Source organism: Pseudomonas sp. 210_17 TE3656 (assembly GCF_054821965.1).
Map to the genome: position 1 here is coordinate 4,968,496 of NZ_JBTRBC010000001.1, position 25,241 is coordinate 4,993,736.

The following is a 25,241-nucleotide window of genomic DNA, read 5'->3' on the forward strand; positions in this document are numbered from 1 at the left end:
TTCGATCACACCATGGTATTAAGGCTTTCGCCGCGCAAGGTCCGTTCGATCCCGCCCATCAACATGCTTTCCATCAGCGCCAGGCCTTGGGCCTGAGGCAGCTGCGATGCCTGCAGCCAGCTGGGCAGGCTGTTGAGCAGGTTGGCAATCACATGGGCAGTAGCGGCCAGGGCCTGGCCGCGCAAGGTCGACTTGGGCACGATCAGACGCAGCAGCGACGCTTCGTACTGTTGGCGCAATTGACCGATACGCGCCTGCTGGTCCGGGGTCAGGCAGCAGAGATCGCGTTTGGCCAGACGGAACTGCAACGGACGCTCGGCATGCAGCGCCCAGTGTGCGGCAATCACTTCAGTCAGGGTTTGCTGGTGAACGCGGCGGCCCTGGTTGAGGGCGGCAAGCAGTTCTTCGTAGACCTCTTCGATCAGGTCGTACAACAGGTCCTGCTTGCTGGGGAAGTGGTGATACAACGCCCCGGCCGTCAAACCCAGATGGCTGGCCAGTTCGCGCATGCTGACCTGGCCAAAGCCCTTTTCGGCAAACAGCGCCAGGGCCCTGTCACGCCGCTCTTCAAAGCTCGCACAACGCAAAGCGGCGTCCATCGGTTCGCTCCTCAGTAGGTGAAGAAACCGCGACCGCTCTTGCGACCCAGGTAGCCGGCGGCAACCATTTCCTTGAGCAGGGGGGCAGGGCGGTATTTGCTGTCGTTATAGCCTTCGTGGAAGGCCTCCATGATGGCCAGCAGGGTGTCCAGGCCGATCAGGTCGGCCAGGGCCAGCGGGCCGATCGGCTGGTTGCAGCCAAGGCGCATGCCGGTGTCGATGTCCTCGGCACTGGCCAGGCCTTCCTGAAACACGAAGATCGCTTCGTTGATCATCGGTACCAGGATGCGATTGACCACAAAGCCTGGACGGTTACCGGCGCTGATCGGCGTTTTGCCAACCTGCTCGGTCAGGGCCAGGGCCTTGGCGTAGGTGGCATCGCTGGTTTGCAGGCCGCGAATGATCTCGACCAGGGCCATCATCGGTACCGGGTTGAAGAAGTGCACGCCAATAAAGCGCTCAGGCTGGCTGACCGCCGCACCCAATTGTGTGATCGACAACGACGAGGTGTTGGTGGCGATCACGCAGTCGCTGCTGACACTGGCAGCGATCTGCTGGAGGATGCGTAGTTTGAGCTCGAGGTTTTCAGTAGCAGCCTCGATCACCAGCTGCGCCTGTTGCAGCTGGGCGTAGTCGGTGCTGGTGCGGATGCGCGCTACTGCGGCTTCAGCAGCTTCGGCGGTCAGGGTCTGTTTGCTGACCTGACGCTCCAGGTTCTTGCGCAAGGTGGCCAGGCCGCGCTCCAGCGCGGCGTCGGACACATCGATCAGGGTGACCTGGTAACCGGCCACTGCACACACCTGGGCAATGCCGTTGCCCATGGTGCCTGCGCCGATTACTGCAATGTTTTGAATACTCACCTTGAAAACTCCTGGGTTCAGACGCGCTCGAAGACCACGGCGATGCCTTGGCCGCCGCCGATGCACATGGTCGCCAGTGCGTAGCGGCCTTCAATACGCTGCAGCTCGTGGATGGCCTTGGTGGCGATGATTGCGCCGGTAGCACCGACCGGGTGGCCGAGGGAAATACCCGAACCGTTGGGGTTGACCTTCTCCGGATCAAAGCCCAGTTCAGCGGCGACAGCACAGGCCTGGGCGGCGAAGGCTTCGTTGGACTCGATGACGTCCAGGTCGGCGACAGTCAGGCCAGCCTTTTCCAGGGCCTTGCGGGTGGCCGGGACCGGGCCCAGACCCATCAGCTCAGGCTCGACGCCAGCATGGGCGTAGGCCACCAGGCGTGCCAACGGCTTGAGGCCATGGCGTTTGACGAAGTCACCGGTGGCCAGCACCAGAGCGCCAGCGCCGTCGTTCAGGCCGCTGGCATTGCCGGCGGTGACGGTGCCGTCTTTCTTGAAGGCGGGCTTCATGCCGGCCAGTTGTTCGGTGGTGACTGCGCCACGCACGTGCTCGTCGATTTCAAAGCGCACGGTGCCTTTGCGGCTAGGGATATCGATCGGCACGATCTGGCTGTTGAAACGGCCTTCGGCAATCGCGCGGGCGGCGCGCTGCTGGCTGACCAGGGCCAGTTCGTCCTGCATCTGACGGGTGATGCCATTGCGCTCGGCAACGTTTTCGGCGGTGATGCCCATGTGGAAACCGGCGAACGGGTCGTGAAGGGCGCCGAGCATGTAGTCCACGCCTTGCAGATCACCCATGCGCGCACCCCAGCGGGCTTGCGGCAGCAGGTAAGGACCACGGCTCATGGATTCGGCACCGGCGGCAACGACCGCTTCGGCGTCGCCCAGCAACAGGCTCTGGGCGGCGGAAACAATGGCCTGCAGGCCCGAGCCGCAGAGGCGGTTGACGTTGAAGGCGGGGGTTTCCTTGGGGATACCGGCATTCATGGCGGCCACACGCGACAAGTAGGCATCGCGGGCTTCGGTTGGGATCACGTTACCCATGACCATATGGCCGATCTGCTCAGGCGCCACACCGGCGCGCTCGATGGCGGCGCGGGTCACTGCCGTGGCCAGGTCAGCCAGAGGCAGGTCCTTGAGGGTGCCGCCAAAGGTGCCAATGGCCGAACGGACGGCGCTGATTACGTAGATTTCCGGGGTGCTCATGATCGACTCCAGTGTGCGAAAGCATGGCGGGGCGGGGGCAGGCTCTGAGAGAATGCACGCCAAGCCAGTTCAGGTTGTCATCGAGTCTAGGCAAAGCCTTTCGCCGGGCCTATGCCATAACTGTTCACTGAATCTGGTATTTTTTGCCATACCTTGCGGAATCCGCCATGCGGGAAAACGATACAGTCGCGGTTTACTTCGTCCATAGCATGTTGCACGCCCTACGCGACCAGCCGCAGCGGGCGCAGGCTTTGTTGCGCGAGGCCGGTATCGATCCGGCAGTGCTCGGGACCGTGGGGGCCCGAGTGCCGGCCACCGCCTTTACCCGGCTCTGGTTGATCCTGATCCAGGACCTGGACGACGAATTCTTCAATCTCGACAGTCATGGCATGCCGACCGGCAGTTTTGCCCTGATCTGCCGTGGTCTGATTCAGGAACCGACCCTGGAAAAAGCCCTGCGCCAGTGCCTGAGCTATTTCGGTCTGTTCTTGCGTGACATTCATGCCAGCTTGTCGATCAAGGGCGCGCGGGCGGTGATCAGCGTGCAGTCACGAATCGAAGATCCAGTGACCCGGGTGTATGCCGATGAGACTTTTCTGGCCTTGGTGATCAGCCTGTTGTGCTGGCTGGGCGGGCAACGCCTGGTCATCGATCGCACCGCGCTGACGGATATGCGCCCGGCGCAGGACGATGATCCGCTGCTCTGGGGCCCCAATCTGCAGTTGGGGGCGGGCGTGAGCGAGATTGAATTTGCCGCTGATTATCTGCGTTTGCCGGTGATCCAGGACCTGGCCGGGCTCAAGACGTTTCTGCGCAGTGCCCCGCAATGGCTGGTGATTCGATACCGCAACCACAGCGGCCAGGTGGCCCAGGTCTATCGCTACCTGCGTGAGCGTGATCAGGGCCAATGGCCAACGCTGGTGGCCATGGCCAAGCGCCAGGGCCTGAGTGCCAGCAGTTTCCGCCGGCAGCTGGAACGTGAAGGCCGCTCGTTCCAGCAAATCAAGGATGAAGTTCGCCGTGCCACGGCCTTCGAATGCCTGCGCGAAACCGACATGAGCATTGCCGAGATCGCTGAACGCACCGGGTTCCAGGAACCCAGCGCGTTCCACCGCGCGTTCAAGAAGTGGACCGGCGAAAGTCCGGGTGGCTATCGGTTACGCATGGCTACCCGGCGTTAGCAGGTCGTCCAGCAATGCGCGCAGATGATCCTGTCCAGCCTGGTTCAGGGCGAATACCGGCCGCCGAGGCTCGCCTACCGGCAAGCCGCGCATGGCCAGGCCGGCTTTGACCGTAGCAGGCAGGCCTGCCTTGAGGATGAAGTCAAGCAGCGGCAACTGACGGTAGAACACCGACTTGGCGGTTTTCAGGTCGTTGCAGACGATGGCCTTGTACAGGGCCTGGTTGAGTTCGGGAATCAGGTTCGCCGCCGCGGTGCACCAGCCGCTGGCACCGGCGATGAACGCTTCCAGGGCCAGTGGGTTGCAACCGTTGTAGAACGGCACCTTGCCTTCACCGAGCAGTTGCAGCTTGTGCATGCGTTGAATGTCGCCGGTGCTCTCCTTGACCATGGTGACGTTTTCAACCTCGCGCACGATGCGCAGGATCAGTTCCACCGACATGTCGGTGCCGCTGGTGGCGGGGTTGTTGTAGAGCATGATCGGCACGTCGATGCTGGCGCCGATAGCACGGTAGTGCTCGAAGATTTCTGCTTCGCTGAGTTTCCAGTACGCCGTTGGCAAGACCATCACCGCATCGGCGCCATGGGCCTGGGCAAAGCGGGCACGGCGGATGGCGCCGGCAGTGGTCAGGTCCGAGACACTGACGATGGTCGGCACTCTGCCTGCGATGTGGGCGAGGCTGAACTCGGTGGCCTGGTCCCATTCCCGATCACTCAGGTAGGCGCCTTCACCGGTGCTGCCCAGCGGGGCGATGGCATGCACGCCACCGGCGATCAGGCGGTCGATGGACTGGCCCAGAGCCGGCAGATCAAGGTGCTGGCCGTCGCTGCTGAACGGGGTGATGGTGTAGCCGATGATGCCGTGGAATTTCGTGGTCATGAAACGTACTCCGCAAGTAAGGCAAAAGGGCGAACAATCAGTTCAGGCAGTCGGCATGCACCCGCAGGCACTGCCGCGCATAGTAGTTGAAGGCGGCGCTGTGGCGTTTTGGCCGGGAGATCCAGTCGTGGGCTTCGCGGCCCAGCGCCGGCTCGATCGGTTTCACTTCGCCTGCGGCCATCGCCAGCAACTGCAGCTTGGCCGCACGCTCGATCAACTGGGCGATGACGCAGGCTTCCTCGATGCTGGCGCCGGTGGACAACTGGCCATGGTGCGAGAGCAGGATGGCGCGTTTGTCGCCTAGGGCTGCGCTGATGATTTCACCTTCTTCGTTGCCGACCGGCACCCCGGGCCAGGCTTCAAGAAAGGCGCAGTCTTCATACAGCGGGCACAGGTCCATGTGCGAAACCTGCAGCGGCACTTCCAGCATCGACAGCGCGGCGACATGGGTAGGGTGGGTGTGGATGATGCAGTTCACATCCGGGCGTGCCCGGTACACCCAGCTGTGGAAGCGGTTGGCCGGGTTGGGCATGCCCTGGCCTTCGAGTACTTCGAGGTCTTCATTGACCAGCAACAGGTTGCTGGCGGTGATTTCGTCGAAGCCCAGCCCCAGTTGTTGGGTGTAGAAGGTGCCCGGTTGTGGCCCGCGGGTACTGATTTGCCCGGCCAGGCCCGAGTCGTGGCCGTTGTCGAAGAGAATTCGACAGGTCAGGGCCAGCTTTTCCCGTGCAGTCCACGTATTATCGGCAAGCGAGCCTTGCATCTGTGTAAGGGCCTGCTTGATCAGTTGGTCCTTGGGCAATGCCAGAGTCTTGGCCATGGGGATATCCTCGATGGTGTAGAGAAATGTCAGGCTGGCCCGCCCCGGTTACTTGGAAGGTGAAGGGGCGGTTAAGCAAATGACACAAAAAAGGATAAATGACACAATGTGTCATTAGCAAGAAAAAGCTTGCCCGTGGCACTGGGAAAATTGCACCACATGTCTATCCGATTGAAATTGCTGAGAAAAAAACTGGGGATTACCTTGGAGGTGCTGGCCGAGAAGTCCGGCATGACCAAGAGTTATCTTTCCAAGGTCGAGCGTGGCCTGAACACGCCGTCGATTGCCGCTGCGCTGAAGCTGGCGCGGGCGCTGAGTGTCAATGTCGAAGAGCTGTTTGCCGAAGATGCGCCCGGCCAGGCCCGCTTTAGCCTGGTACGCAGCGCTGAGCGCCAGGCACTTTCCGGGAGCGCTCAGGGCCCGGGTTATGCGGTGTTGGCCAACCATATCGGCAGCCGCAGCTTGCTGCCGTTCATCATCAGCCCGCCCGCTGACTTCAGCGACTCGACCTTCAAGGAGCACCTGGGCGAGGAGTTTCTGTTTGTTCACGAAGGCCAGGTGGAAGTGGATTTCATGAGTGAGCGGGTCATCCTTGAACGCGGTGATGCGCTGTACTTCAACGCCCAGACGCCGCATCGTCTGCGCTCGCTGGGCGAGGTGCAGGCGCAGTTGCTGGTGGTGGTACATGACGCCGAGGACTGAAGCCGATGGACAGCCACTCTCGTTTCTGGCGTGACCCGGCGCTGCCGTTCATCGAGGCGCGCAGCGTCGAGGATGGGCGCAAAGTCTGCTATTCGGCACATTCCCACGAGAGCTTCAGCATCGGGGCGATCACCGCGGGTCGCAGCACCTACGTGAGTGGTGTCAGCCAGCAACAAATCATCGCCGGCACCGTTGTGCTGATGAACCCCGGTGCTGTGCATGCCTGCAACCCGATCGATGGGGAGCCCTGGTCTTACCTGATGCTGTATGTGGACCTGCCCTGGTTGCAGGCGTTGGGGTTCCAGCCGTTTTCGGCAATCAGCAGCCGTTCGCCATCCCTTTACCAGGATCTGTGCCGATTGCATGCGGTGTTGCTCGATGATCAGTTCAGCATCGCCAGCAAGCACGCCGCGTTATGTATTTTTTTCAGTGAACTGATCCAGCGATTGCCCTCCCGCGTTCCTGGGGTGGGGCGGGTCAATCCGGGCTTGCTGACAGCTGCCGCCTTCATCCGTGAGCACTGCACCCAGCCGCTGCGCCTGCAGGACATTGGCGCCGCAGCCGGGCTGTCCACTTCGTACCTGATCCGTGCATTCAAGCAGCAGTTCGGTCTGACGCCTCACGGCTACTTGCTGGATCAACGCGTGCAATATGCCCGGGCCCGGTTGCGTCGTGGCGCACTGATCGCCGAAGTGGCACTGGAGGCCGGGTTTGCCGACCAGGCCCATCTGCAACGGGCGTTCAAGCGTCACCTGGCGGCGACACCGGGGCACTATCGATCAGGCCAGTAACAGGTACAGGGCACTGGCCACCAGCAGCGCCGCCAGCACGCGGTTGAACACACGCACGCGGTGCGGGTTGCCCAGGTACTGGCTGATGACACTTCCCGCCCAGGCCCAGCTGGCGATGGACAGGTAGCAGATGACAAAGTAGATCCCGGTGAACTGCCAGAGCAGGGCGGTTTCGCCTTCGCCGACATAAGCGCCGACCCCGGCCACGCAGGCCAGCCAGGCCTTGGGGTTGAGCCATTGCAGGATTGCCCCGGCGAGCATCGAGGGTGCTGCCGGGGCGCTGCGGTTGGCCAGTTCACCGCGGTCGCTGGCCAGTTTCCAGGCCATGTACAGCAAAAAAGCCACGCCGCCGGCATGCAGAACCTCGGTCATGGCTGGCCAGTAACGCAGCAATTCGTGCAGCCCCAGGCCGATCAGCAACAGCAGCAGGCTGAAGCCCAGGGTGGCACCGGTGACATGCCTGAGGCTGGCACGCAAGCCATAACGGGCACCGCTGCCCAGGGCGACGATGTTGACCGGACCGGGGGAGATGGAGGCGGCCAGCGCAAAGGCGGCCATGGACAGGGTCAGACTCATTGGTGTTCATCCTGTAAGAAAGGTGAACTCAGTCTGCTGGCCTGGCTCGAGCAGGTATTGAAGGAAATTACCCTGTGGCAACTGATACAGAATTTGAAATAGTTTTGCGCTGTAAGAAATCCCTGCTGCAATTGTAGGATCTCATCCCCAATTGATATTAGGTTGTTATGACTTCGTTCTCGGAGCCCCCCAGTACCTGGCCGTCCTGGCCATTCTCCCGTCCCTGTGACGTTTCCCCGCTGTTCGCCCAGATGAGTACCCGCCCATGGAATGGCTAGCCGACCCCACGGCCTGGCTGGGCCTTGCCACGCTGATTGTTCTGGAACTGGTGCTGGGTATCGACAACCTGGTGTTCATCGCCATCCTTGCTGACAAGCTGCCACCGCATCAGCGCGACCGTGCGCGGGTGATCGGTTTGTCCCTGGCGTTGATCATGCGCCTGGGCCTGCTGGCCAGTATTTCCTGGATGGTGACCCTGACCGAGCCGTTGTTCGAGGTGCTCGGCAAGAGTTTCTCCGGCCGTGACCTGATCATGCTCTTCGGTGGTGTGTTCCTGCTGTTCAAGGCCACCATGGAACTGCACGAACGCCTGGAGGGCCATGTCGCGCAGTCCGGTGGCAGCACCCGTCATGCCGCGTTCTTGCCTATCGTCGCGCAGATCGTGGTGCTCGACGCGGTGTTCTCGCTGGACGCGGTGATCACTGCCGTGGGCATGGTCGAGCAGTTGTCGGTGATGATGATCGCGGTGATTTTCTCGATCGGTATCATGATCGTCGCCAGCAAGCCGTTGACACGTTTCGTCAACAGCCACCCGACGGTGATCATGCTGTGCCTGGGCTTCTTGATGATGATCGGCTTCGTCCTGACTGCGGAAGGGCTGGGCTTCCATATTCCCAAGGGCTATCTGTACACGGCTATCGGTTTCGCCATTGTGGTCGAGCTGTTCAACCAGGTGGCCCGTGCCCGACGCAAGCGTAGCCTGCAGCAACACCGGCCGTTGCGTGAACGCACGGCCCATGCAGTGCTACGCCTGTTGGGCGGGCGGCGTATCGAGGCAGACGAGGTCGGTGAGGAAATTGCCGACCTGGTCGAGGGTGGCGAGGAGCAGGTGCTGTTCGATCGGCGCGAGCGGGTGATGATCAGCGGTGTGCTGAACCTTGCCGAGCGTCCGATCAAGACGCTGATGACTGTGCGGGCCCAGGTCGATGCCATCGACCTGGCGCAAACTCCGCAAGCCATTCGTACGGCGTTGATGCATTCGTCCTACTCGCGCTTGCCACTGATCCGCAACGGTCGTATCGAAGAACCACTGGGCTTCGTGCACAAGAAGGAGTTGCTCAAGGAGCTGCTGGCCGGTAACGAGCCGGACCTGGAAAGCCTGGTCCGCGCGCCGCTGAACCTGCTGGAGAGCTTCAGCATCCTCAACGCCCTGGAACAGATGCGCAACCAGTCGACGCACATCGCTTTTGTGGTCAACGAGTTCGGTGACTTCACCGGCATCCTGACCATGACCGACATCCTCGAATCCATCGCCGGTGAATTGCCTGATGCCAGCGAGGTCGAGGGGCCGGGGATCGTCGAGGACGAGCAGGGCTTTGTCGTCAGCGGTGCCTTGAACCTGAGCCAGATCCAGGCGCGCACCGGCTTTGCCGCCAAACCGACCGAGGATTACCAGACCCTCGCCGGTCTGGTCATGAGCCTGCTTGATCGCTTGCCGGTTGTCGGCGACTGCCTGCAGTGGAATGGCTGGCAGATGACTGTGGTTGCGGTGGAGGAACGTCGGGTCCGCGAGGTACGCCTCAGGCCGAGCGCCGCTGATGGCGTAGCAGGTGCTTGACGCCTTCAAGGATCAGCACCACGACTGCCAGCCAGATCGGCAGGTAGGTCAGCCACTGGTCGGGACCGATGGTCTCGCCCAGTAGCAGGGCCACGGCCACCAGCAGTACTGGTTCGACATAACTGAGCAGGCCGAACAGGCTGAACGCCAGCAGGCGGCTTGCCAGTACGTAGCAGATCAGCGCCAGCGCGCTGATCACCCCCAGCAACGGAATCAGGCCGTACAGGGCCGGGTGTTCGACCAGGTCCTGGGCGCTCAACGGGCCCTGGATGACAAAGTACAGCGCCGTTGGTAGCAGCAGACACATGTCGGCCCACAGGCCACCGAGGTGGTCGGTGCGGCATTTGCGTCGCAGGATGAAGTACAGCGGATAGCCGATGGCGACCAGCAGGGTTTCCCAGGCGAAACTGCCGTGCTGGTACAGCTCGTGGGCAACGCCGGTTGCGGCACAGGCCACCGCCAGCTTCTGCAGGCGCGACAGGCGTTCACCGTAGACCACGCGCCCGGTCAGGACCATGGTCAGCGGCAGCAGAAAATACCCCAGCGACACCTCCAGGCTGCGCCCGTGCAATGGCGCCCAGAGGAACAGCCAGAGCTGCACACCCATCAGCGATGAGGTGCCGATCAACCCCAGCAGCAGTATCGGCTTTTGCCGGATCCGTTTGAGCAGGCCGGTAATCAGCGGCCAGTCCTTGCTCAGCAGCATGAACAGGGTCAGGCAGGGCAGGGTCAGCAGGGTACGCCAGCCAAAGACTTCCTCACCGTCAAGCGGTGTTAACAGCGAGGTGTAGAAATACATCACGGCGAACAAGCACGACGCCATGACTGATGAAACGATGCCTTTGGACACGAGGGCCTCTGTAGCAGGAAAAAGAAGGGCGCTCAGCCACCCTGGATCAGCACCTGGTTGTCAGTGGTTGACGCCAGGCCTTGTGCCTCCAGGGCCTGAATGAATGCCTCGGCCGACATTGGCCGGGCAAACAGGTAGCCTTGCTGGAAATCGACGTTGTGCCGGGCCAGGTAGTCACGTTGTGCCTCGGTTTCCACCCCTTCGGCAACGATACCCAGGCCCAGCTTGCTCGAAAGCTCGATGATACTGTCGAGGATATGCAACGACAGCGCATCACCGCCAATCATCGACACGAAGCTCTGGTCGATCTTCAGATAGTCGACCTGGAACTGCCGCAAGTAAGCCAGGCTCGATTGTCCGGTACCGAAGTCGTCCACGGCAATCATCACCCCCAGGTCGTGGAGCCCGGCAAACAACGCATGGGTGACCTCGCTCGGGGAAATGAGTTTGCGCTCGGTCAATTCCAGGGTCAGGCGCACGCGGCCCTTGGGAAAGGCTGCGAGGAACGCATGGCAGTCATCGAGCAGGGCCAGATCCTGGCAATGATCGGCGGTGATGTTGATACCAATGTGAAAGCCATCCTCCATGCGCTCGGCATGCGGGGCCAATACCTCGACGGTACGGGCCATCAGCTGGCGGGTCATGGGCACGATCTGGCCGCTGTGTTCGGCATAGGGAATGAACAGGTCAGGACGGACCAGACCTTCACGTGGATGCTGCCAGCGCATCAGCACCTCGACACCGGCCCAGCGGTAGTCGCCATGGCGTACCACGGGCTGGAAGTAGGGGATGAACTCGTTGGCCTCGATGGCCCGCTGCAGTTCCACCCGTGGCGAGCTGGCCCGGCGCAGTTGCCAGTAGCAGGTAACGGCCGCCATGGCGCCGAGCATCACCAGCAGACCGAACAGGGCCGGATACTCGCTGCGCATTTGTTCGCCAACCTTGCCCTGGGTGTAACCGCTGTGAATAGAGAAGGGATAGTGCGTCGAAACATACTCACTGGCGGCCACCTCAGATGTTGGGGCAAGGCCTTTGTGGACCTGACCACTGCGGTCTATCCAGTTTTGTCCGACTTGCAGGATCAATTGATTGTCGGTGCCGAGCAGGTAGAGGGCCCCGATCAGATGATCGCCATCGACTGTGGTGATAGCGCCCCGTTCGCCTTCAGACACCCGGTAAACCAGCAATGGATGCCCGGGGGTTACCGAATTGCCATCCATCAGCCACAGTTTGCCTTGAACGTAGTCATCGACGTTGACCGGCTCGCTGTAAGGCCCGAACAGTGAGTTGCAATACAGTTCGCCGCGGTATTCGAGGTTGGTGGAGCGAACAAAGGCGCGCCGCGTGACTTGATCACGCAGGGCCAGTTTTTCTTCAACGCACGGATGACCGGCCAGCGGCAGCAGTTCACTGGCGGCGCGAGAGGCACTGTCGAGGATCCGTTCAATCTGGCCACCTACCCGTTGTGCACTGGCCTCGCTGCGGTTCTGCAGCTCCCGGCCGGCTTGCCAGTACATGATCAGCAGGCCGCACACCATGGGCAAGGCACCGACCAGCCAGGGCAAGAGTGTGCGCCAAAGGCGTAAAGGACGGTGTTTTACCGAAAAGGGCATAGGGACTAACCTGAAAAATACAGAACTGTGCAGAGGATAGCCGTACGTCGGAATTGTGTCTGAACTTAAAGTGCGACAAATTGGATTACGCACTGTAGAATCATCTTACGCATACAATAATAAGGTTCCTCGCCACTCGAGGAATCAACCCGCCGAGAATGGGTCCATATGAAGTGTCATGGGTTCAAGCTGATCTATGGTGACTACCTCGCACGCAGTGTGAGGGGCATCTCCTGCGCGCCGCCATCTTCGCTCGACATCGATAGCAAGTAATCACCGTTTTTAGCGCTTTGATGATGAGGTAATGAGCATGGCCGACATTTTTGAAAACCCGATGGGCCTGATGGGCTTCGAATTCATCGAGTTCGCTTCGCCGACCCCTGGCGTCCTGGAGCCGATCTTTCAGATCATGGGCTTCACCAAGGTGGCGACCCACCGTTCCAAGGATGTGCACCTGTACCGTCAGGGCGACATCAACCTGATCCTCAACAACGAACCGAAAAGCATCGCCTCGTACTTCGCGGCCGAGCACGGTCCGTCGGTGTGCGGCATGGCTTTTCGCGTGCGCAACGCCCATGAGGCCTACGCCCGCGCCCTGGAGCTGGGGGCTCAGCCGGTAGAAATCGAAACCGGTCCGATGGAGCTGCGCCTGCCGGCGATCAAAGGCATCGGCGGTGCGCCGCTGTACCTGATCGACCGTTTCGAAGAAGGCAGCTCGATCTACGACATCGACTTCAATTTCATTGAAGGTGTCGACCGTCACCCGGTCGGTGCCGGCCTGAAGATCATCGATCACCTGACCCATAACGTTTACCGTGGACGCATGGCCTATTGGGCGGCGTTTTACGAGAAACTGTTCAACTTCCGCGAAATCCGTTACTTCGACATCAAAGGCGAGTACACCGGCCTGACCTCCAAGGCCATGACCGCGCCCGATGGCATGATCCGTATCCCGTTGAACGAAGAGTCGTCCAAGGGCGCCGGGCAGATCGAAGAGTTCCTGATGCAGTTCAACGGCGAAGGCATTCAGCATGTGGCCTTCCTCACCGATGACCTGCTCAAGAGCTGGGATGCGCTGAAGAAACTGGGCATGCGTTTCATGACTGCGCCGCCGCAAACCTACTACGAAATGCTCGAAGGTCGTCTGCCAGGTCACGGCGAGCCAGTCGACGAACTGCAGGCCCGCGGCATCCTGCTCGACGGCTCTTCGCAGCCAGACGACAAGCGTCTGCTGTTGCAGATCTTCTCGGAAACCCTGATGGGGCCGGTGTTCTTCGAGTTCATCCAGCGCAAGGGCGATGACGGCTTTGGTGAAGGTAACTTCAAGGCACTGTTCGAATCCATCGAGCGCGATCAGGTACGCCGCGGTGTGCTGAACGCCGAGTAATCGAGCGCCATGACAGTAAAAGGCCATTGAGGGTTCTCAATGGCCTTTTTTGTGGGTGCTGTCAGGGCTGCGCAGGTGTTGAACGGTTTTTTGTCTTTCTGAACATTCCCCAGTATCCGGCTGCCGAGGTCATGATGCCGACCAGCAGCAGTGACGGTAAGGCAGCGCGCATCGCATGGCGAATTGCCTGCCAGGATTCGCCGTCCGGATAACCGGCATGCACGGTGTATCCATACCTTTCCGAGGTTAGCTTCAGGGTGTTTTCTGCATGGTTGGGTACCTTGTAGTACTCGCCGTTGCCGGTTTCCCAGACATACTGGCCGCCGAATTGCAGGCTCAACACCACGGAGTTCTGGAAGCCGAGCAACTCTGCCTGCAGGACCTTGAGGTTGGCGGCAGTAATTATCGCGGATCGGCCCTCCTGCAGGCGATACAGCAGGATGTCCGAGCCCGGGGTTGCAATGTTGCTTGGATACACGCGTAGACGCCCTTCAACATAACTGCCCAGATCAAGGGTGATATCTGTCGAACCATACAGCGTGCTGCAATAGATTCGATTGTCCTTTTTCAGGGCCAATGAGCGCACGTTCGGTTGTTTGACCATTTCCATGCGCAAGTCAGACAAAATCGCATCACAGGGCTTATCCAGCAGTTTTATGGCTTGCTGACTGGTTTCGTGCAGGGACTCGATAACCCTGTCGATGGCGTACACGGCTTCGCGAGCGGTCACTTCGATGGTTTCTTCTTGCTTACGGTCGACCTGCAACACAAGTACCAGCAGGCCACAGGTGATTGGTGCCAGCCCGATCAGAAGGGTGACAAGAAACTCGATCAGGCTACGCCCGGCGTGGGAGTGTGGAACCATGGTTGGGTGCCTCTATGCTGAACGGAGGGTCAGCATAGAGAAGCGCACCCGAGTCGCCTGTAGGCGTCATTGTTAGCGGCTGTAGTACTCTTCAGCTTGGCGTCAGGCTCAAGTGGCCTTGCCTGCAGCCAGGGCCTTCACAACCAAGGCGGCTACTGCGGCCCCGGATGCCGGATTCTGGCCGGTGATCAATCGGCCTTCTTTCTGGTCAGCGATGGCAAACGCCTGCCACGGCTCTTCTGCTTTGAGATAGAGCCCGCCTCGGGCTTTCAGTTCTGTCTCGGTCAGATAGGGCACCACTTTGTCGAGTTCCGCGAGTTTCTCTTCTGTATCAGAGAATCCCGTCACTTCGCGGTCCTTGACCAGCAGCGTGTTGTCGCTGAGCTTGATATTGAGCAGCCCCACGGCACCATGACAGACTGAAGCGACCACCCCCCCGGCCTCGAAAATACGCCGCGCCAGGTCCTGCAGCCCGGCATTGTCCGGGAAGTCCCAGATAACCCCGTGTCCGCCGGCATAGTAGATCGCTGCGTAGTCCTGAGCCTTGGCCTGGCCGGGGCTCAAGGTGGTGCCCAGGCGATTCATGAAGGCTTTGTTGTTGTACCACTCCCAGTCAATGTCCTGGGCCATGCTCAGGCTGTGAGGGTCGATCGGCACATAGCCACCCGCCGGGCTGAGATAATCGACCTTGTAGCCTGCCTTCTCGACGTGCTCGACAAAATGCACTGCCTCACCCAGCCAGAGCCCGGTGGCACGTTTGAGCGTCGGGTATTTGGCCGTATTGGTCAGGACCACCAGAATCTTTTTGCTCATTACCAGACTCCCTTCACTGGATCGGACCCGGTTCGCCCGGATCACCAAGGTAAACCCCTACAGCATAGTAGTGCCTGGCCAGGTTGCCATTCCTTGCTGGCTGTGTGCTAGCCTTGCTGGAGCCTTGAATCTGACACTGGAGTCAACAGCCTCATGAGCAACACGACAGCGCAAACGGATGAATTCATGCAGGCCGCCATCGACGAGGCGCGCCAGGGGCTGGAGGAGGGTGGGATTCCGATCGGTTCAGTGCTGGTGCACAAGGGCAAGATTATCGGTCGCGGGCACAATCGGCGAGTGCAGTCCGGCAGCGCAATCCTGCATGGCGAAATGGACGCACTGGAGAATGCCGGGCGACAGTCGGCCAGGGTGTATGCCGAGTCGACGCTGTACACCACCTTGTCTCCCTGTGCCATGTGCAGTGGCGCGATCCTGTTGTACGGGATCAAGCGGGTGATCGTCGGCGAAAACCAGACCTTCCTCGGTGAAGAGGCGTTGCTCAAGTCCCGCGGTGTGGCACTTGAGGTTCAACACAATGACGCCTGCATCGGCATGATGAAGGATTTCATCAAAGCCCGGCCAGAGCTGTGGGACGAAGACATCGGCCGCTAGGAGCTATTGGCTGCAGTGTCGGTCCGCTGACTGGCCAGACGCTCCAGAAGCAGATAGACCAGTCCGGCCAGCAGCAGTGGCAGGAGAAAGTACACCGCCCGGTAACCGATCAGCGCCGCCAGCAGGGTACCCTTGCCGTAGTGGGCTTGCAGCAAGGTTAGAAACACGGTCTCCAGTACCCCCAGGCCTGCCGGTATGTGGGTGATGACGCCTGCGATACTGCTAATCATCAGCACCGCGAGGATGGTCGGGTAACCGACCTTGTCCGGTAACAGGCTGTAGACCACCAAGGCCATCAGCGCCCAGTTGCAGGCCCCCATGAGCAGTTGCAGGGCCGCCATGGGCAGGCCGGGCAGGGTGATTTCGTGGCCGCGCAGTTGCCAGGTGCGGCGCCGGGCAAAGCGGCAGGCGAGCAGATAGCCCAAGGCCGCCAGCAACAGCAGTAGGCCAACCAGGCGCAGGCCGTTGCTGCCGATTTCAAATCCCGCAGGCAAGTGTGGCAGTCCACAGAGAAACAGCGTACCGGCCAGGAAAAAATAGCCTGTCCAGTTGGTTAGCAGGCCCAGGCTGAGAATCCGGGTAACCGTTGCAACCGACAATCCCAGGCGGGTATACAACCGATAACGCAGGGCAATTGCCCCGACCCAGGCGCTGAGGTTGAGGTTGAAGGCGTAGCAGACGAATGCCAGCGGCAGAACCTGGCGCGCTGGCAGGTGATGGCCGGTGTAGCGCCGGCCGATCAGGTCGAAACTGCTGAACAGGGCGAAGCTGCAAGCGCTGACCAGCCCGGCCAGTGCCAGGGTTTGCCAGCGGTAGGACGTCAATGCATGGCGCACTTCCTGCCAGTCCAGGTTCTTGAGCAAGGTGTACAGCAACAGCGGGACCAGGATGAAAAAGCCCAGGGTGAGGAGCTGGCGGGCGCGATGCCAGCGTCCAGTGTGCGTGTTCATGTGGTCTTGCCCGTGGGCTGCTGCTCTGGCAACAGCGGCTGCAGGCGCGGCACATGGGCCGGGAACCAGCCGACCATGGCCGGGAAGTGGCGAATGAAGTGAAAACTGAGGAAGATCAGCGGCGCACGCCACCAGTACCCGCGCAGCACGCGTTTCAGGCTCACCGGCTTGCAGCGGTGGATGCACAGGTCCTGCAGGTGCTCGTACAGGCGCTCGTTGAGTGGTTGGTCGTGGATCACCAGGTTGGCTTCAAGGTTCAACGACAGGCTTAAGGGGTCGAGGTTGCTGGAGCCCACGGTCGACCAGTGCTGGTCCACCAGCGCCACCTTGCCATGCAAGGGCCGCTCGCAATATTCGAAGATCCGTACACCGTCGCGCAACAGGTAGTTGTAGAGCAGCCGTGAGCACAGGCGCACCAGCGGCATGTCGGGCATGCCTTGCAGTACCAGGGTCACTTTCACCCCGCGGCGGGCGGCATCGCGCAAGGTACGCAGCAGGCGATAGCCGGGAAAGAAATACGCATTGGCAATGACAATGCGCTCGCGGGCACGGCTCAGGGCTCTGAGGTAATGCCGCTCGATGTCGTTGGGGTGATCCTGGTTATCGCGGATGCACAGGATCATGCTGGCCTGATCGCTGTCGGCGGCCAGCGGCAGGGCGCGCTGCCACCAGTGGCGACTGCGTTGGCACAGCCGGGCGGACTCGTCGAGCAGTGCCAGGGTCGAGTTGCGCAGGTCGGCGACAATCGGCCCGCGCACCTGTACGGCATAGTCCTGCTTGGCCATGGGGCCGAAATCTTCCAGATGATCGGCGCTGTAATTGATACCGCCGACAAAGCCGACTTCACCGTCTATCACCAGGATTTTGCGGTGCAAGCGGCGAAACAGGTTGGTGCGCATGCCCAGGCGTTTGGGGCGCGGATCGAAGGCCTGCAAATGGACACCGGCGTCACTCAGGGCCTTTATGTAGTCTTGACTCAGGTCGGCGGTGCCGAAACCATCGACCAGCATCTCCACCCGCACACCACGCTGCGCTGCAGCGACCAGCAGCTGTTGCAGCTGGCGGCCGACCTTGTCTTCGAAAATGATGAACGTTTCCAGGAGGATCTCTTCGCGCGCCTGTTCGATGGCCGCAAACACACTGGGGAAATAGTCTTCACCATTGATCAGCAACTGAACCTGATTGTCGGCCCGCCATTGTCCGTTCACCAGCGCACCTCCACAGCCAAAGGCAAATGATCAGACAGGTGTGTCCAGGGTTTGCGCGACATTACCTTGGGCGTATGGGCGCGGGCGTTGCGCAGGTAGATGCGGTCCAGGCACAGCAACGGCCAGCGCGCCGGAAAGCTGCGCGCCGGCTTGCCGTAGGCCTGGGTGAAGACTTCCTGCAGCCCGCAACCGGCCAGCTGGGCATCGGCGCGCTGGCGCCAGTCGTTGAAATCGCCGGCGACGATCACCGGCGCCGTCGGCGGCAGGCTGCCGAGCAGCCGGCATAACAACCCAAGCTGTTGCTGGCGCTGGCGTTCATCCAGCCCCAGGTGCACGCAGATGGCATGCAGTTCCAGCGCTTCGGGCAGCGCCAGTACCGAGTGCAGCAAGCCCCGCTGTTCGCGGCCTTTGACACTGATATCAAGATTGTCGTGGCGCAGGATCGGGTATTTGGACAGCAGCGCGTTACCGTGCTCACCGTCCGGGTATACCGCATTGCGGCCATAGGCGAACACCGGCCAGAGGCTGTCGGCGAGGAACTCGTACTGCGGCACATCCGACCAGTTGCGGTGACGCCGCCCGTGTTGGCGATGGCTGCCCAGCACTTCCTGGAGAAACACCAGATCGGCATTTTCGCTGCGCACTGCTTCGCGCAGTTCCGGCAGTACATAGTGGCGGTTTAGGGGGCTGAAGCCTTTATGGGCGTTGACGGTCAGCACCCGCACGTGGTCCACCGCAGGTGCCGTGGCCAGTCTGTCGGCGGGCAGTTCCAGGTTCAAGGCGCGTTCGCCATGGGGCAACGGGTCGGCCACGTTGGACCTCCTTTAATAGGACCAGACAGCTTTCGCCAGAGGCGTTTACTGTCGCTGCTCTATCAAAGGACCGTGGGGCGCAGGAAGGGGTTCAACCGTATTGCCCAATGGTCGGTCCGCGCCTAGAGGCCTTGCTGTACCAGCGGATCGTCGGGGTTCAACTGTTCGAGCTGGGCCAGCAGCACCTGCACATTCTGCATCTGCCCGGTTTCTTTCCAGTACTCGATCAACAACACCCTGGCCTTACGGTTGGCCGGGTCACGGGATACCAGCGCTTCGAGCTGCTTCTGCGCCGGTTCCACCTGTTCAAGCTGGTGCAGCGTGGTCGCCAGGGTGTAGCGGTACTCGTTGTTATCCGGTTCGAGTTCCAGGGCGCGGGCAAAGGCCAGCAGGGCGTACTCATCCTGGCCGTGGCGCAGCAGCCAGTGTCCCAGTTCGTGCTGCAGGAAGGCCGAGTCCGGGCGTTGCTGCAAGGCATCGGCCAGTACCTTACGCGAGGCATCGGTCTGCTCCTGGCGCTCCAGCAGTTGTACTTTCACGGCCAGGGCCTGAAGGTTGTCCGGGTCCAGTTGCAGGGTTTTATCAAGGGCCGCAGCGGCTTCCTTGAGACTGTTTTCGTGCAGGTAAAGCTGGGCCAGATGCAGCTGCGCGGCGGGGTCGTCGGTCTGCTGCGCGAGTACTTGCTGATACTGCTCCAGGGTGTGCTGCAAGGGGCCGAAATACAGGCCGATATCGTCAGGCCCCAGCCCCAACAAGGCATCGACCACGGCGAAACGCACGCTTTGCTCTTCATCGTCGAGCAATGGTCCAAGGGCCAGGCTGCGCTGGGCACCGGGCAGCATGGCTTGAATGCTGGCGATGGCGGCACGGCGAACCAGTGGATCGTCGTGCTGCAGGTCGCGGTTGGCCAGTTTCAGCGCCAGCGGCGAGGGGTAGTTGGGCAGTTCGGCGTACAGGCCGGCACGGCGGATGGCGGAAAGATCGCTGCGCCCCAGCTGTTGATACAGCACCCTGGCCGCGCCGGGCTGGCCGTTGTGGGCCATGGCCATGGCTTTGGTATAGGAGTGCTTGAGCGCCGGCGCCGGTGCGGGGCTGTCGTCACGCCAGAAGTACCCGCCAAGGCCCAGGACGATAAGCAGGATCAGGCTGATCAGGGTGTATTGGCGCTGTTTCGACATGGGTGGATCCGGGACACGCGGCAGGCAAGGGTATCAGCTTGTGACAGGTAGGTGTCTGCGTCAAATGCTGTAGGTCTTGGTGTGGGGTGCTGATCTTTGGGTTGCGGGGTTGGGGTTGTGGGCTTATCCATTTTGTGTGGCGATGCTGCTGGCCCCTTCCGCCCTTACGGCGGCCTACTTTTTTCTTGGAAAAAGTAGGCAAAACCGCTCGCTCCTGCATCCGGCCCTACGCTGCGCTCCGGGTCCCTTCGCTACGGCACCTTCCGGGGCCACGCGGCCTACGACTTGCTTCGCCAAGTCTACGGCTCGCGTTCTTCGGCTACGCCGAAGGTGCTACGCACTGGCCCCTACAGGCACCTCCGCTCAGCCTCCTGAAGTCGCAGCCCGCGGCGCCTGTACTTGCGTGTTTGAAGATCAAGATCAAGATCAAGATCAGCTTGGCTGCGCCAATATTTGGTTTCGAAGATGCGTCAGCACAGGCGCCGCCCGTAACTTTGCGACTTCAGGAGGCTGAGCGTAGGTGTCTGGAGGGGGCTGGTGCGCAGCACCCTTCGGCCTCAGCCGAAGTTCGCGAGCCGTAGACTTGGCGAAGCAAGTCGTAGGCCGCGATGCCCCTGGAGGGCACCGTAGCGAAGGGACCCGGAGCGCAGCGTAGGGCCGTATGTAGGAGCCAGCGGTTTTGGTTCCTTTTGCCAAGACAAAAGGGATCCGCCGTAAAGGCGGAAGGGGTCGGCAGCCTCGCCACACAAAATGGATAAGCTCGCAGCCTCAATAACCCAACAACCCAACAACCCAACCCCAGGACTACCAGAAAAACCACAAAAAAGCCCCGCGAGCGAGAGCAGGCGGGGCAAAGGGCCGGTCAGAAACCAACCAAAGGAGTCGTTGAATCAGTTCGCCGCGGCAACACTGTCGACCTGCCAACCACCGCCCAGGGCTTTGTAAATCGCCACGATGCCACGGTACAGGTCAACCTCACCCTGAGCCTGAGCGTCTTCAGCGCTCAGGCGTTCGCGTTCAGCGTCGAGCAAAATCAGATAGTCGACAGTCCCCTCGCGATAGCGGATCGAGGCGAGGTCAGCGGCCTTGCGGCTGGCTTCACTCTGGCGCAGCAGAGCAAGCAAACGTTGCTGACGCTTGCTGTAGTCACTGAAAGCGTTTTCCGACTCTTCCAGCGCCAGCAAAACCTGCTGTTCGTAGTTGGCCAGAGCCCCTTCGGCATCGGCATTGGCACCGCGCAGGCGCGCCCGTACGCTACCGAGGTCGAATGCCGCCCAGGTGATGCTCGGGCCTAGTGCCCAGGCTTGCGCAGCCGATGAGCCCAGTTGTGAACCGCGACCGGCGGTAAAGCCCAGGAAGCCGCTGAGGCTGACCCGTGGGAACAGGTCGGCCGTCGCCACGCCAATATTGGCCGTTGCCGCTGCCAATTGCCGTTCGGCACTGCGCACGTCCGGACGCCGCTTGAGCAGTTCACCTGGATCACCGACCGGAAGCGCCTTGGCAATGGCCGGCAGTTGCGCTGGCGAGAGGTCGACGCTCAATGCATCCGGACGCTGGCCGAGCAAGGTGGCGATGCGATTGCGTGCACGTACCTGTTCAGCCTGCAGCTGCGGTACGGTGGCCTCTACCTGCGCCAGCCGTGCATCGGCACGGACGACATCGAGGTCATTACCGACCCCGGCATCGCGCAGGGTTTCAGTGATACCGCGCGAGTCCTGCTGGGTCTTGAGGTTGGCCAGGGCGATCTTCTCGCGCAACTGCGCACCACGCAGCTGGCCATAGGCATCGACCAGTTCGGCGATCAGGCTGACCTGCAGCTGTTGCAGGTCGGCCTGGGCCACGTCCTGCTGGGCCTCGCTGGCTTCCAGCTGGCGCTGGATGCGGCCGAACAGGTCCAGCTCCCAGGCCATGTCCAGGCCCAGGTCGTAGCGCTCGCTGTTGACCCGATCGTCGGTCTGTCCCGGAATTTGCCCCTTGCCCAAGTCGCTGCTGACACGACTGGTCACCGTCGGCAGGGCATCGTTGCTGACGTCGTCGCGGATCGCCCGCGCCGCCTTGAGCCGGGCGAAGGCCACGCGCAGTTCGCGGTTGCCTTGCAGCGACTGGCTGACCAGCTGGTTGAGTACCGGATCGTCGAACTGCTTCCACCAGATGCTTTCGAAACGGCTACGGTCGAATTCAGCCTTGGCCGCCGGGTCATTGGCGGCGCTCAGTTGCGCCGCTTCGGTGTCCGGGGCCTTGTAGTCCGGGCCTACCGCACAGGCGGCCAGGGCCAGGACCAGCAGGCTCGGCATAAAAAGTTTCAGACGGCTGTTCATGCTTGAGTCTCCAGCTTCAGCGCACGTTCCGCCTTGCGGGCCTGGCTGCGTTCGACATAACGGCGGATCAGGACAAAGAACACCGGCGTCAGCAGCAGGCCGAAGAAGGTCACCCCGATCATCCCGGAGAACACCGCCACACCCATGGCATGACGCATTTCCGCACCGGCACCGGAGGAGAACACCAGCGGCACCACACCCATGATGAAGGCGATCGAAGTCATCAGGATCGGCCGCAGACGCAGGCGGCAGGCTTCCAGTACCGCGGCCAGCGGGTCGAGTCCTTCAGCCTGTTTGTCCTTGGCGAACTCGACGATCAGGATCGCGTTCTTGCACGCCAGGCCCACCAGTACGATCAAGCCGATCTGGGTGAAGATGTTGTTGTCGCCACCCGACAGGATCACCCCGGTGATCGCCGAGAGCAGGGTCATCGGCACGATCAGGATCACCGCCAATGGCAGGCTCCAGCTTTCGTACTGGGCAGCCAGCACCAGGAAGGCCAGCAGTACGCAGAGCGGGAAGACGAACAGCGCGGTGTTGCCGGAAAGAATCTGCTGGAAGGTCAGATCGGTCCATTCGAAGGTCATGCCGTTGGGCAGTTCTTCCTTGAGCAGTTTCTCGATCGCTTGTTCCGCCTGACCGGAGCTGTAGCCAGGGGCTGCGGCACCGTTGATCTCGGCAGTGATGAAGCCGTTGTAGTGCATCACACGGTCAGGCCCGGAGGTGTCGCTGACCTTGATGAAGGTCGCCAGCGGGATCATCTCGCCCTGGTTGTTGCGCACCTTGAGCTGGCCGATCTGTTCGGCTTCGAGACGGAACTGCTGTTCAGCCTGGACGTTGACCTGATAGGTACGGCCAAAACGGTTGAAGTCGTTGGCATACAGCGAACCCAGGTAGATCTGCAGGGTATCGAAGATGTCGCTGATGGCCACGCCGTGGGTCTTGGCCTTTTCCCGGTCGATGGCGGCATCGACCTGCGGCACATTGACCTGATAGCTGGTGAACAGCCCGGCCAGCTCCGGCACGTTATGGCTCTTGGCGATGATGTTCTGGGTTTCCTTGTACAGCGCCTCGTAACCCAGGTTGCCACGGTCCTCAATCTGCAGACGGAAACCGCCGATGGTGCCCAGCCCCTGTACCGGTGGCGGCGGGAAGATCGCGATGTAGGCGTCTTCGATATCGGCGAACTGCGCGTTCAGTGCGGCGGCAATGGCGGCAGCCGACTGGCTAGGGTCCTTGCGCTCATCGAACGGCTTGAGTGGGGTAAAGACGATGCCGCTGTTCGGGCTGTTGGTGAAGCCGTTGATCGACAGGCCCGGGAAGGCCACGGAGTCGGCTACGCCCGGTTGCTTGAGGGCGATTTCACTCATTTTCTTGATCACCGCCTCGGTGCGGTCCAGGCTGGCCGCGTCCGGCAATTGCGCGAAGGCCACCAGGTACTGCTTGTCCTGGGCCGGGACAAAACCGGTCGGAGTCGAGGAGAAGCCCAGCCAGGTCATGACGATCAGGCCGCCATAAACGAACAGGGCAATGCCGCTGCTACGGATGACCCGGCCGACGGCGCCGACGTAGCTGTGGCTGGCACGGTCGAAGAAGCGGTTGAACGGGCTGAACAACCAGCCACCGAACAGGCGCTCGAGCACTTTCGAGAAACGGTCCTTCGGCGCGTGATGCTCCCTGAGCAGTACCGCGGCCAGTGCTGGCGACAGGGTCAGCGAGTTGAACGCCGAGATTACCGTGGAGATGGCAATGGTCAGGGCGAACTGCTTGTAGAACTGCCCGGTAAGACCGGAGATGAATGCCGCAGGTACGAACACGGCGCACAGCACCAGGGCGGTGGCAATGATCGGGCCGGTCACTTCACCCATGGCTTTTTGCGTGGCTTCCAGCGGTTTCAGGCCCAGGCCGATGTTACGTTCGACGTTCTCCACCACGACGATGGCGTCGTCCACCACGATACCGATGGCCAGCACCAGGCCGAACAGCGATAGCGCATTGAGCGAGAAACCGAACAGGTGCATCACCGCGAAGGTACCGATCAAGGAAACCGGCACCGCCACCAGTGGAATGATCGAGGCGCGCCAGGTCTGCAGGAACAGGATCACCACCAGGACCACCAGAATCAGGGCCTCGAACAGGGTGTGAACCACCGCTTCGATGGAGCCACGCACGAACACGGTCGGGTCGTAGACGATGCTGTAGTCCATGCCTTCGGGGAAGTCTTTCTTCAGCTCGGCCATTTTCGACCGCACTTCATCGGAGATCTCGATGGCGTTGGAGCCAGGGCGCTGGAAGATCGGGATGGCTACCGCCGGCTGGTTGTTCAGCAGCGAGCGCAGGGCGTACTGGCTGGAGCCCAGCTCGACCCGGGCGATGTCCTTGAGGCGAGTGATTTCACCATCGGCGCCGGAGCGAATGATGATGTTCTCGAACTCTTCCTCGCTGACCAGACGGCCCTGGGTGTTGACCGACAGCTGGAAGCTGGTGCTGCCCGGTGCGGGTGGCGCACCGAGCTGGCCGGCGGCGACTTGACGGTTCTGCTCGCGAATGGCGGCAACCACATCACTGGCAGTGAGGTTGCGCGAAGCAGTCTTGTTCGGGTCCAGCCACACCCGCAGGGAGTAGTCGCCCATGCCGAAGAGCTGCACATCGCCGACACCGCCCAGGCGCGCCAGCTCATCCTTGATATTAAGGATCGCGTAGTTGGACAGGTAGAGCATGTCGTAGCGGTTATCCGGCGAGGTCAGGTGCACGACCATGGTCAGGTCGGGCGAAGCCTTGTCGACGGTGATACCGATGCGTGTCACTTCCTCGGGCAGCTTGGGCTGGGTCCGGGTCACCCGGTTCTGCACCTGCACCTGGGCGTTGTCCAGGTCGGTACCGAGAGCGAAGGTGATGGTCAGGGTCAGCTTGCCGTCGGCGGTGGACTGCGAGGACATGTAGAGCATGTTCTCGACGCCGGTAATTGCCTGCTCCAGGGGGGCGGCAACGGTTTCGCCGATCACTTTCGGGTTGGCCCCGGGGAAGTTGGCGCGCACCACCACAGTGGGCGGCACGACTTCAGGGTATTCACTGATCGGCAGCTGGAACAGCGAGATGCTGCCGGCAATCAGGATCAGCAGCGATAGCACGGCGGCGAAAATCGGCCGGGTGATAAAGAACTTGGAAAAATTCATCGGACCGGTTCC

General features: G+C 61.3%; 22 protein-coding genes. 6 read left to right on the forward strand and 16 right to left on the reverse strand.

Annotation, left to right across the window (positions count from 1 at the left end; genetic code table 11):
- Positions 1-5: 5 nt before the first annotated feature.
- Genes ACVI9W_RS23085 through ACVI9W_RS23095 form a run of 3 tightly spaced genes read right to left on the reverse strand, consistent with a single transcriptional unit; the run spans position 6 to position 2,661 of the window.
- Positions 6-599: a TetR/AcrR family transcriptional regulator gene (locus tag ACVI9W_RS23085; protein WP_461531339.1), complete on the reverse strand. Its 594-nt coding sequence runs from the start codon at positions 597-599 to the stop codon at positions 6-8.
- An 11-nt stretch (positions 600-610) separates the two neighbouring features.
- Positions 611-1,459 carry a 3-hydroxybutyryl-CoA dehydrogenase gene (locus ACVI9W_RS23090; RefSeq protein WP_038610104.1) on the reverse strand — a complete coding sequence of 283 codons (849 nt, stop codon included), beginning with the start codon at positions 1,457-1,459 and terminating at the stop codon, positions 611-613.
- Between the two features lie 17 nt (positions 1,460-1,476).
- On the reverse strand, positions 1,477-2,661 hold the full coding sequence (locus ACVI9W_RS23095) for an acetyl-CoA C-acyltransferase family protein (RefSeq protein WP_422418602.1): 1,185 nt from the start codon (positions 2,659-2,661) through the stop codon (positions 1,477-1,479).
- Positions 2,662-2,828: 167 nt separating this feature from the next.
- Between ACVI9W_RS23095 and ACVI9W_RS23100 the strand changes: the two genes are divergently transcribed.
- The gene (locus ACVI9W_RS23100) at positions 2,829-3,842 is read left to right on the forward strand and encodes an AraC family transcriptional regulator (protein ID WP_461531340.1); all 1,014 of its coding nucleotides are present in this window, start codon (positions 2,829-2,831) and stop codon (positions 3,840-3,842) included.
- Here the strand turns inward: ACVI9W_RS23100 and ACVI9W_RS23105 are convergent.
- Entirely contained in the window at positions 3,819-4,721 is a 903-nt protein-coding gene (locus tag ACVI9W_RS23105; protein ID WP_422418598.1) for a dihydrodipicolinate synthase family protein, read from the reverse strand. The two genes, ACVI9W_RS23100 and ACVI9W_RS23105, sit on opposite strands and share 24 nt — an antisense overlap.
- Before the next feature lie 37 nt (positions 4,722-4,758).
- Positions 4,759-5,541 (reverse strand): aldolase, encoded by a 783-nt coding sequence (locus tag ACVI9W_RS23110; RefSeq protein ID WP_107023150.1) that lies wholly within the window; start codon positions 5,539-5,541, stop codon positions 4,759-4,761.
- Positions 5,542-5,700: 159 nt separating this feature from the next.
- Between ACVI9W_RS23110 and ACVI9W_RS23115 the strand changes: the two genes are divergently transcribed.
- Together ACVI9W_RS23115 and ACVI9W_RS23120 are read left to right on the forward strand one after the other, a co-directional pair.
- Positions 5,701-6,243, forward strand: a complete 543-nt coding sequence (locus tag ACVI9W_RS23115) for a helix-turn-helix domain-containing protein (RefSeq protein WP_157192226.1) — start codon at positions 5,701-5,703, stop codon at positions 6,241-6,243.
- Between the two features lie 5 nt (positions 6,244-6,248).
- Entirely contained in the window at positions 6,249-7,034 is a 786-nt protein-coding gene (locus tag ACVI9W_RS23120) for an AraC family transcriptional regulator (RefSeq protein WP_461531341.1), read from the forward strand.
- Here ACVI9W_RS23120 and ACVI9W_RS23125 read toward each other — a convergent pair.
- The gene (locus ACVI9W_RS23125) at positions 7,023-7,610 is read right to left on the reverse strand and encodes a LysE family translocator (RefSeq protein ID WP_461531342.1); all 588 of its coding nucleotides are present in this window, start codon (positions 7,608-7,610) and stop codon (positions 7,023-7,025) included. The genes ACVI9W_RS23120 and ACVI9W_RS23125 overlap by 12 nt on opposite strands.
- Before the next feature lie 265 nt (positions 7,611-7,875).
- On the opposite strand from ACVI9W_RS23125, the gene ACVI9W_RS23130 reads away from it, so the two are divergent.
- Complete coding sequence (locus ACVI9W_RS23130) at positions 7,876-9,447, forward strand: TerC family protein (protein ID WP_461531343.1); 1,572 nt, start codon at positions 7,876-7,878, stop codon at positions 9,445-9,447.
- Here the strand turns inward: ACVI9W_RS23130 and rarD are convergent.
- Both rarD and ACVI9W_RS23140 read right to left on the reverse strand, forming a co-directional pair.
- Positions 9,410-10,297, reverse strand: coding sequence for an EamA family transporter RarD (gene rarD / locus ACVI9W_RS23135; RefSeq protein ID WP_191832014.1), 888 nt, complete (start codon positions 10,295-10,297; stop codon positions 9,410-9,412). The genes ACVI9W_RS23130 and rarD overlap by 38 nt on opposite strands.
- A 32-nt stretch (positions 10,298-10,329) precedes the next feature.
- Positions 10,330-11,910, reverse strand: a complete 1,581-nt coding sequence (locus tag ACVI9W_RS23140) for an EAL domain-containing protein (RefSeq protein ID WP_461531344.1) — start codon at positions 11,908-11,910, stop codon at positions 10,330-10,332.
- Between the two features lie 310 nt (positions 11,911-12,220).
- Here ACVI9W_RS23140 and hppD point away from each other — a divergent pair, with 310 nt between their 5' ends.
- On the forward strand, positions 12,221-13,297 hold the full coding sequence (gene hppD, locus ACVI9W_RS23145; protein ID WP_038616518.1) for a 4-hydroxyphenylpyruvate dioxygenase: 1,077 nt from the start codon (positions 12,221-12,223) through the stop codon (positions 13,295-13,297).
- A 61-nt stretch (positions 13,298-13,358) separates the two neighbouring features.
- Here the strand turns inward: hppD and ACVI9W_RS23150 are convergent, their stop codons facing one another.
- On the reverse strand, positions 13,359-14,063 hold the full coding sequence (locus tag ACVI9W_RS23150) for a CSS-motif domain-containing protein (RefSeq protein ID WP_461531345.1): 705 nt from the start codon (positions 14,061-14,063) through the stop codon (positions 13,359-13,361).
- A gap of 207 nt (positions 14,064-14,270) precedes the next feature.
- Positions 14,271-14,975 (reverse strand): type 1 glutamine amidotransferase domain-containing protein, encoded by a 705-nt coding sequence (locus tag ACVI9W_RS23155; protein WP_461531346.1) that lies wholly within the window; start codon positions 14,973-14,975, stop codon positions 14,271-14,273.
- Positions 14,976-15,128: 153 nt separating this feature from the next.
- On the opposite strand from ACVI9W_RS23155, the gene ACVI9W_RS23160 reads away from it, so the two are divergent.
- Complete coding sequence (locus tag ACVI9W_RS23160; RefSeq protein ID WP_461531347.1) at positions 15,129-15,587, forward strand: nucleoside deaminase; 459 nt, start codon at positions 15,129-15,131, stop codon at positions 15,585-15,587.
- Here the strand turns inward: ACVI9W_RS23160 and ACVI9W_RS23165 are convergent.
- From ACVI9W_RS23165 to ACVI9W_RS23190, 6 genes are all read right to left on the reverse strand, one after another.
- Positions 15,584-16,537 carry a lysylphosphatidylglycerol synthase domain-containing protein gene (locus ACVI9W_RS23165; protein WP_461531348.1) on the reverse strand — a complete coding sequence of 318 codons (954 nt, stop codon included), beginning with the start codon at positions 16,535-16,537 and terminating at the stop codon, positions 15,584-15,586. The two genes, ACVI9W_RS23160 and ACVI9W_RS23165, sit on opposite strands and share 4 nt — an antisense overlap.
- Positions 16,534-17,745: a cardiolipin synthase ClsB gene (gene clsB, locus ACVI9W_RS23170; RefSeq protein WP_461531349.1), complete on the reverse strand. Its 1,212-nt coding sequence runs from the start codon at positions 17,743-17,745 to the stop codon at positions 16,534-16,536. The genes ACVI9W_RS23165 and clsB overlap by 4 nt, the downstream gene beginning before the upstream one ends.
- A complete protein-coding gene (locus tag ACVI9W_RS23175; RefSeq protein ID WP_461531861.1) occupies positions 17,742-18,497 on the reverse strand; it encodes an endonuclease/exonuclease/phosphatase family protein in 756 nt (251 codons plus the stop codon). Before ACVI9W_RS23175 ends, clsB begins: the two co-directional genes overlap by 4 nt.
- 182 nt (positions 18,498-18,679) lie before the next feature.
- Positions 18,680-19,735 (reverse strand): tetratricopeptide repeat protein, encoded by a 1,056-nt coding sequence (locus tag ACVI9W_RS23180; protein WP_461531350.1) that lies wholly within the window; start codon positions 19,733-19,735, stop codon positions 18,680-18,682.
- An 890-nt stretch (positions 19,736-20,625) separates the two neighbouring features.
- Positions 20,626-22,053, reverse strand: coding sequence for an efflux transporter outer membrane subunit (locus tag ACVI9W_RS23185; RefSeq protein WP_461531351.1), 1,428 nt, complete (start codon positions 22,051-22,053; stop codon positions 20,626-20,628).
- Positions 22,050-25,229 (reverse strand): efflux RND transporter permease subunit, encoded by a 3,180-nt coding sequence (locus ACVI9W_RS23190; protein ID WP_461531352.1) that lies wholly within the window; start codon positions 25,227-25,229, stop codon positions 22,050-22,052. The genes ACVI9W_RS23185 and ACVI9W_RS23190 overlap by 4 nt, the downstream gene beginning before the upstream one ends.
- Between the last annotated feature and the right edge of the window lie 12 nt (positions 25,230-25,241).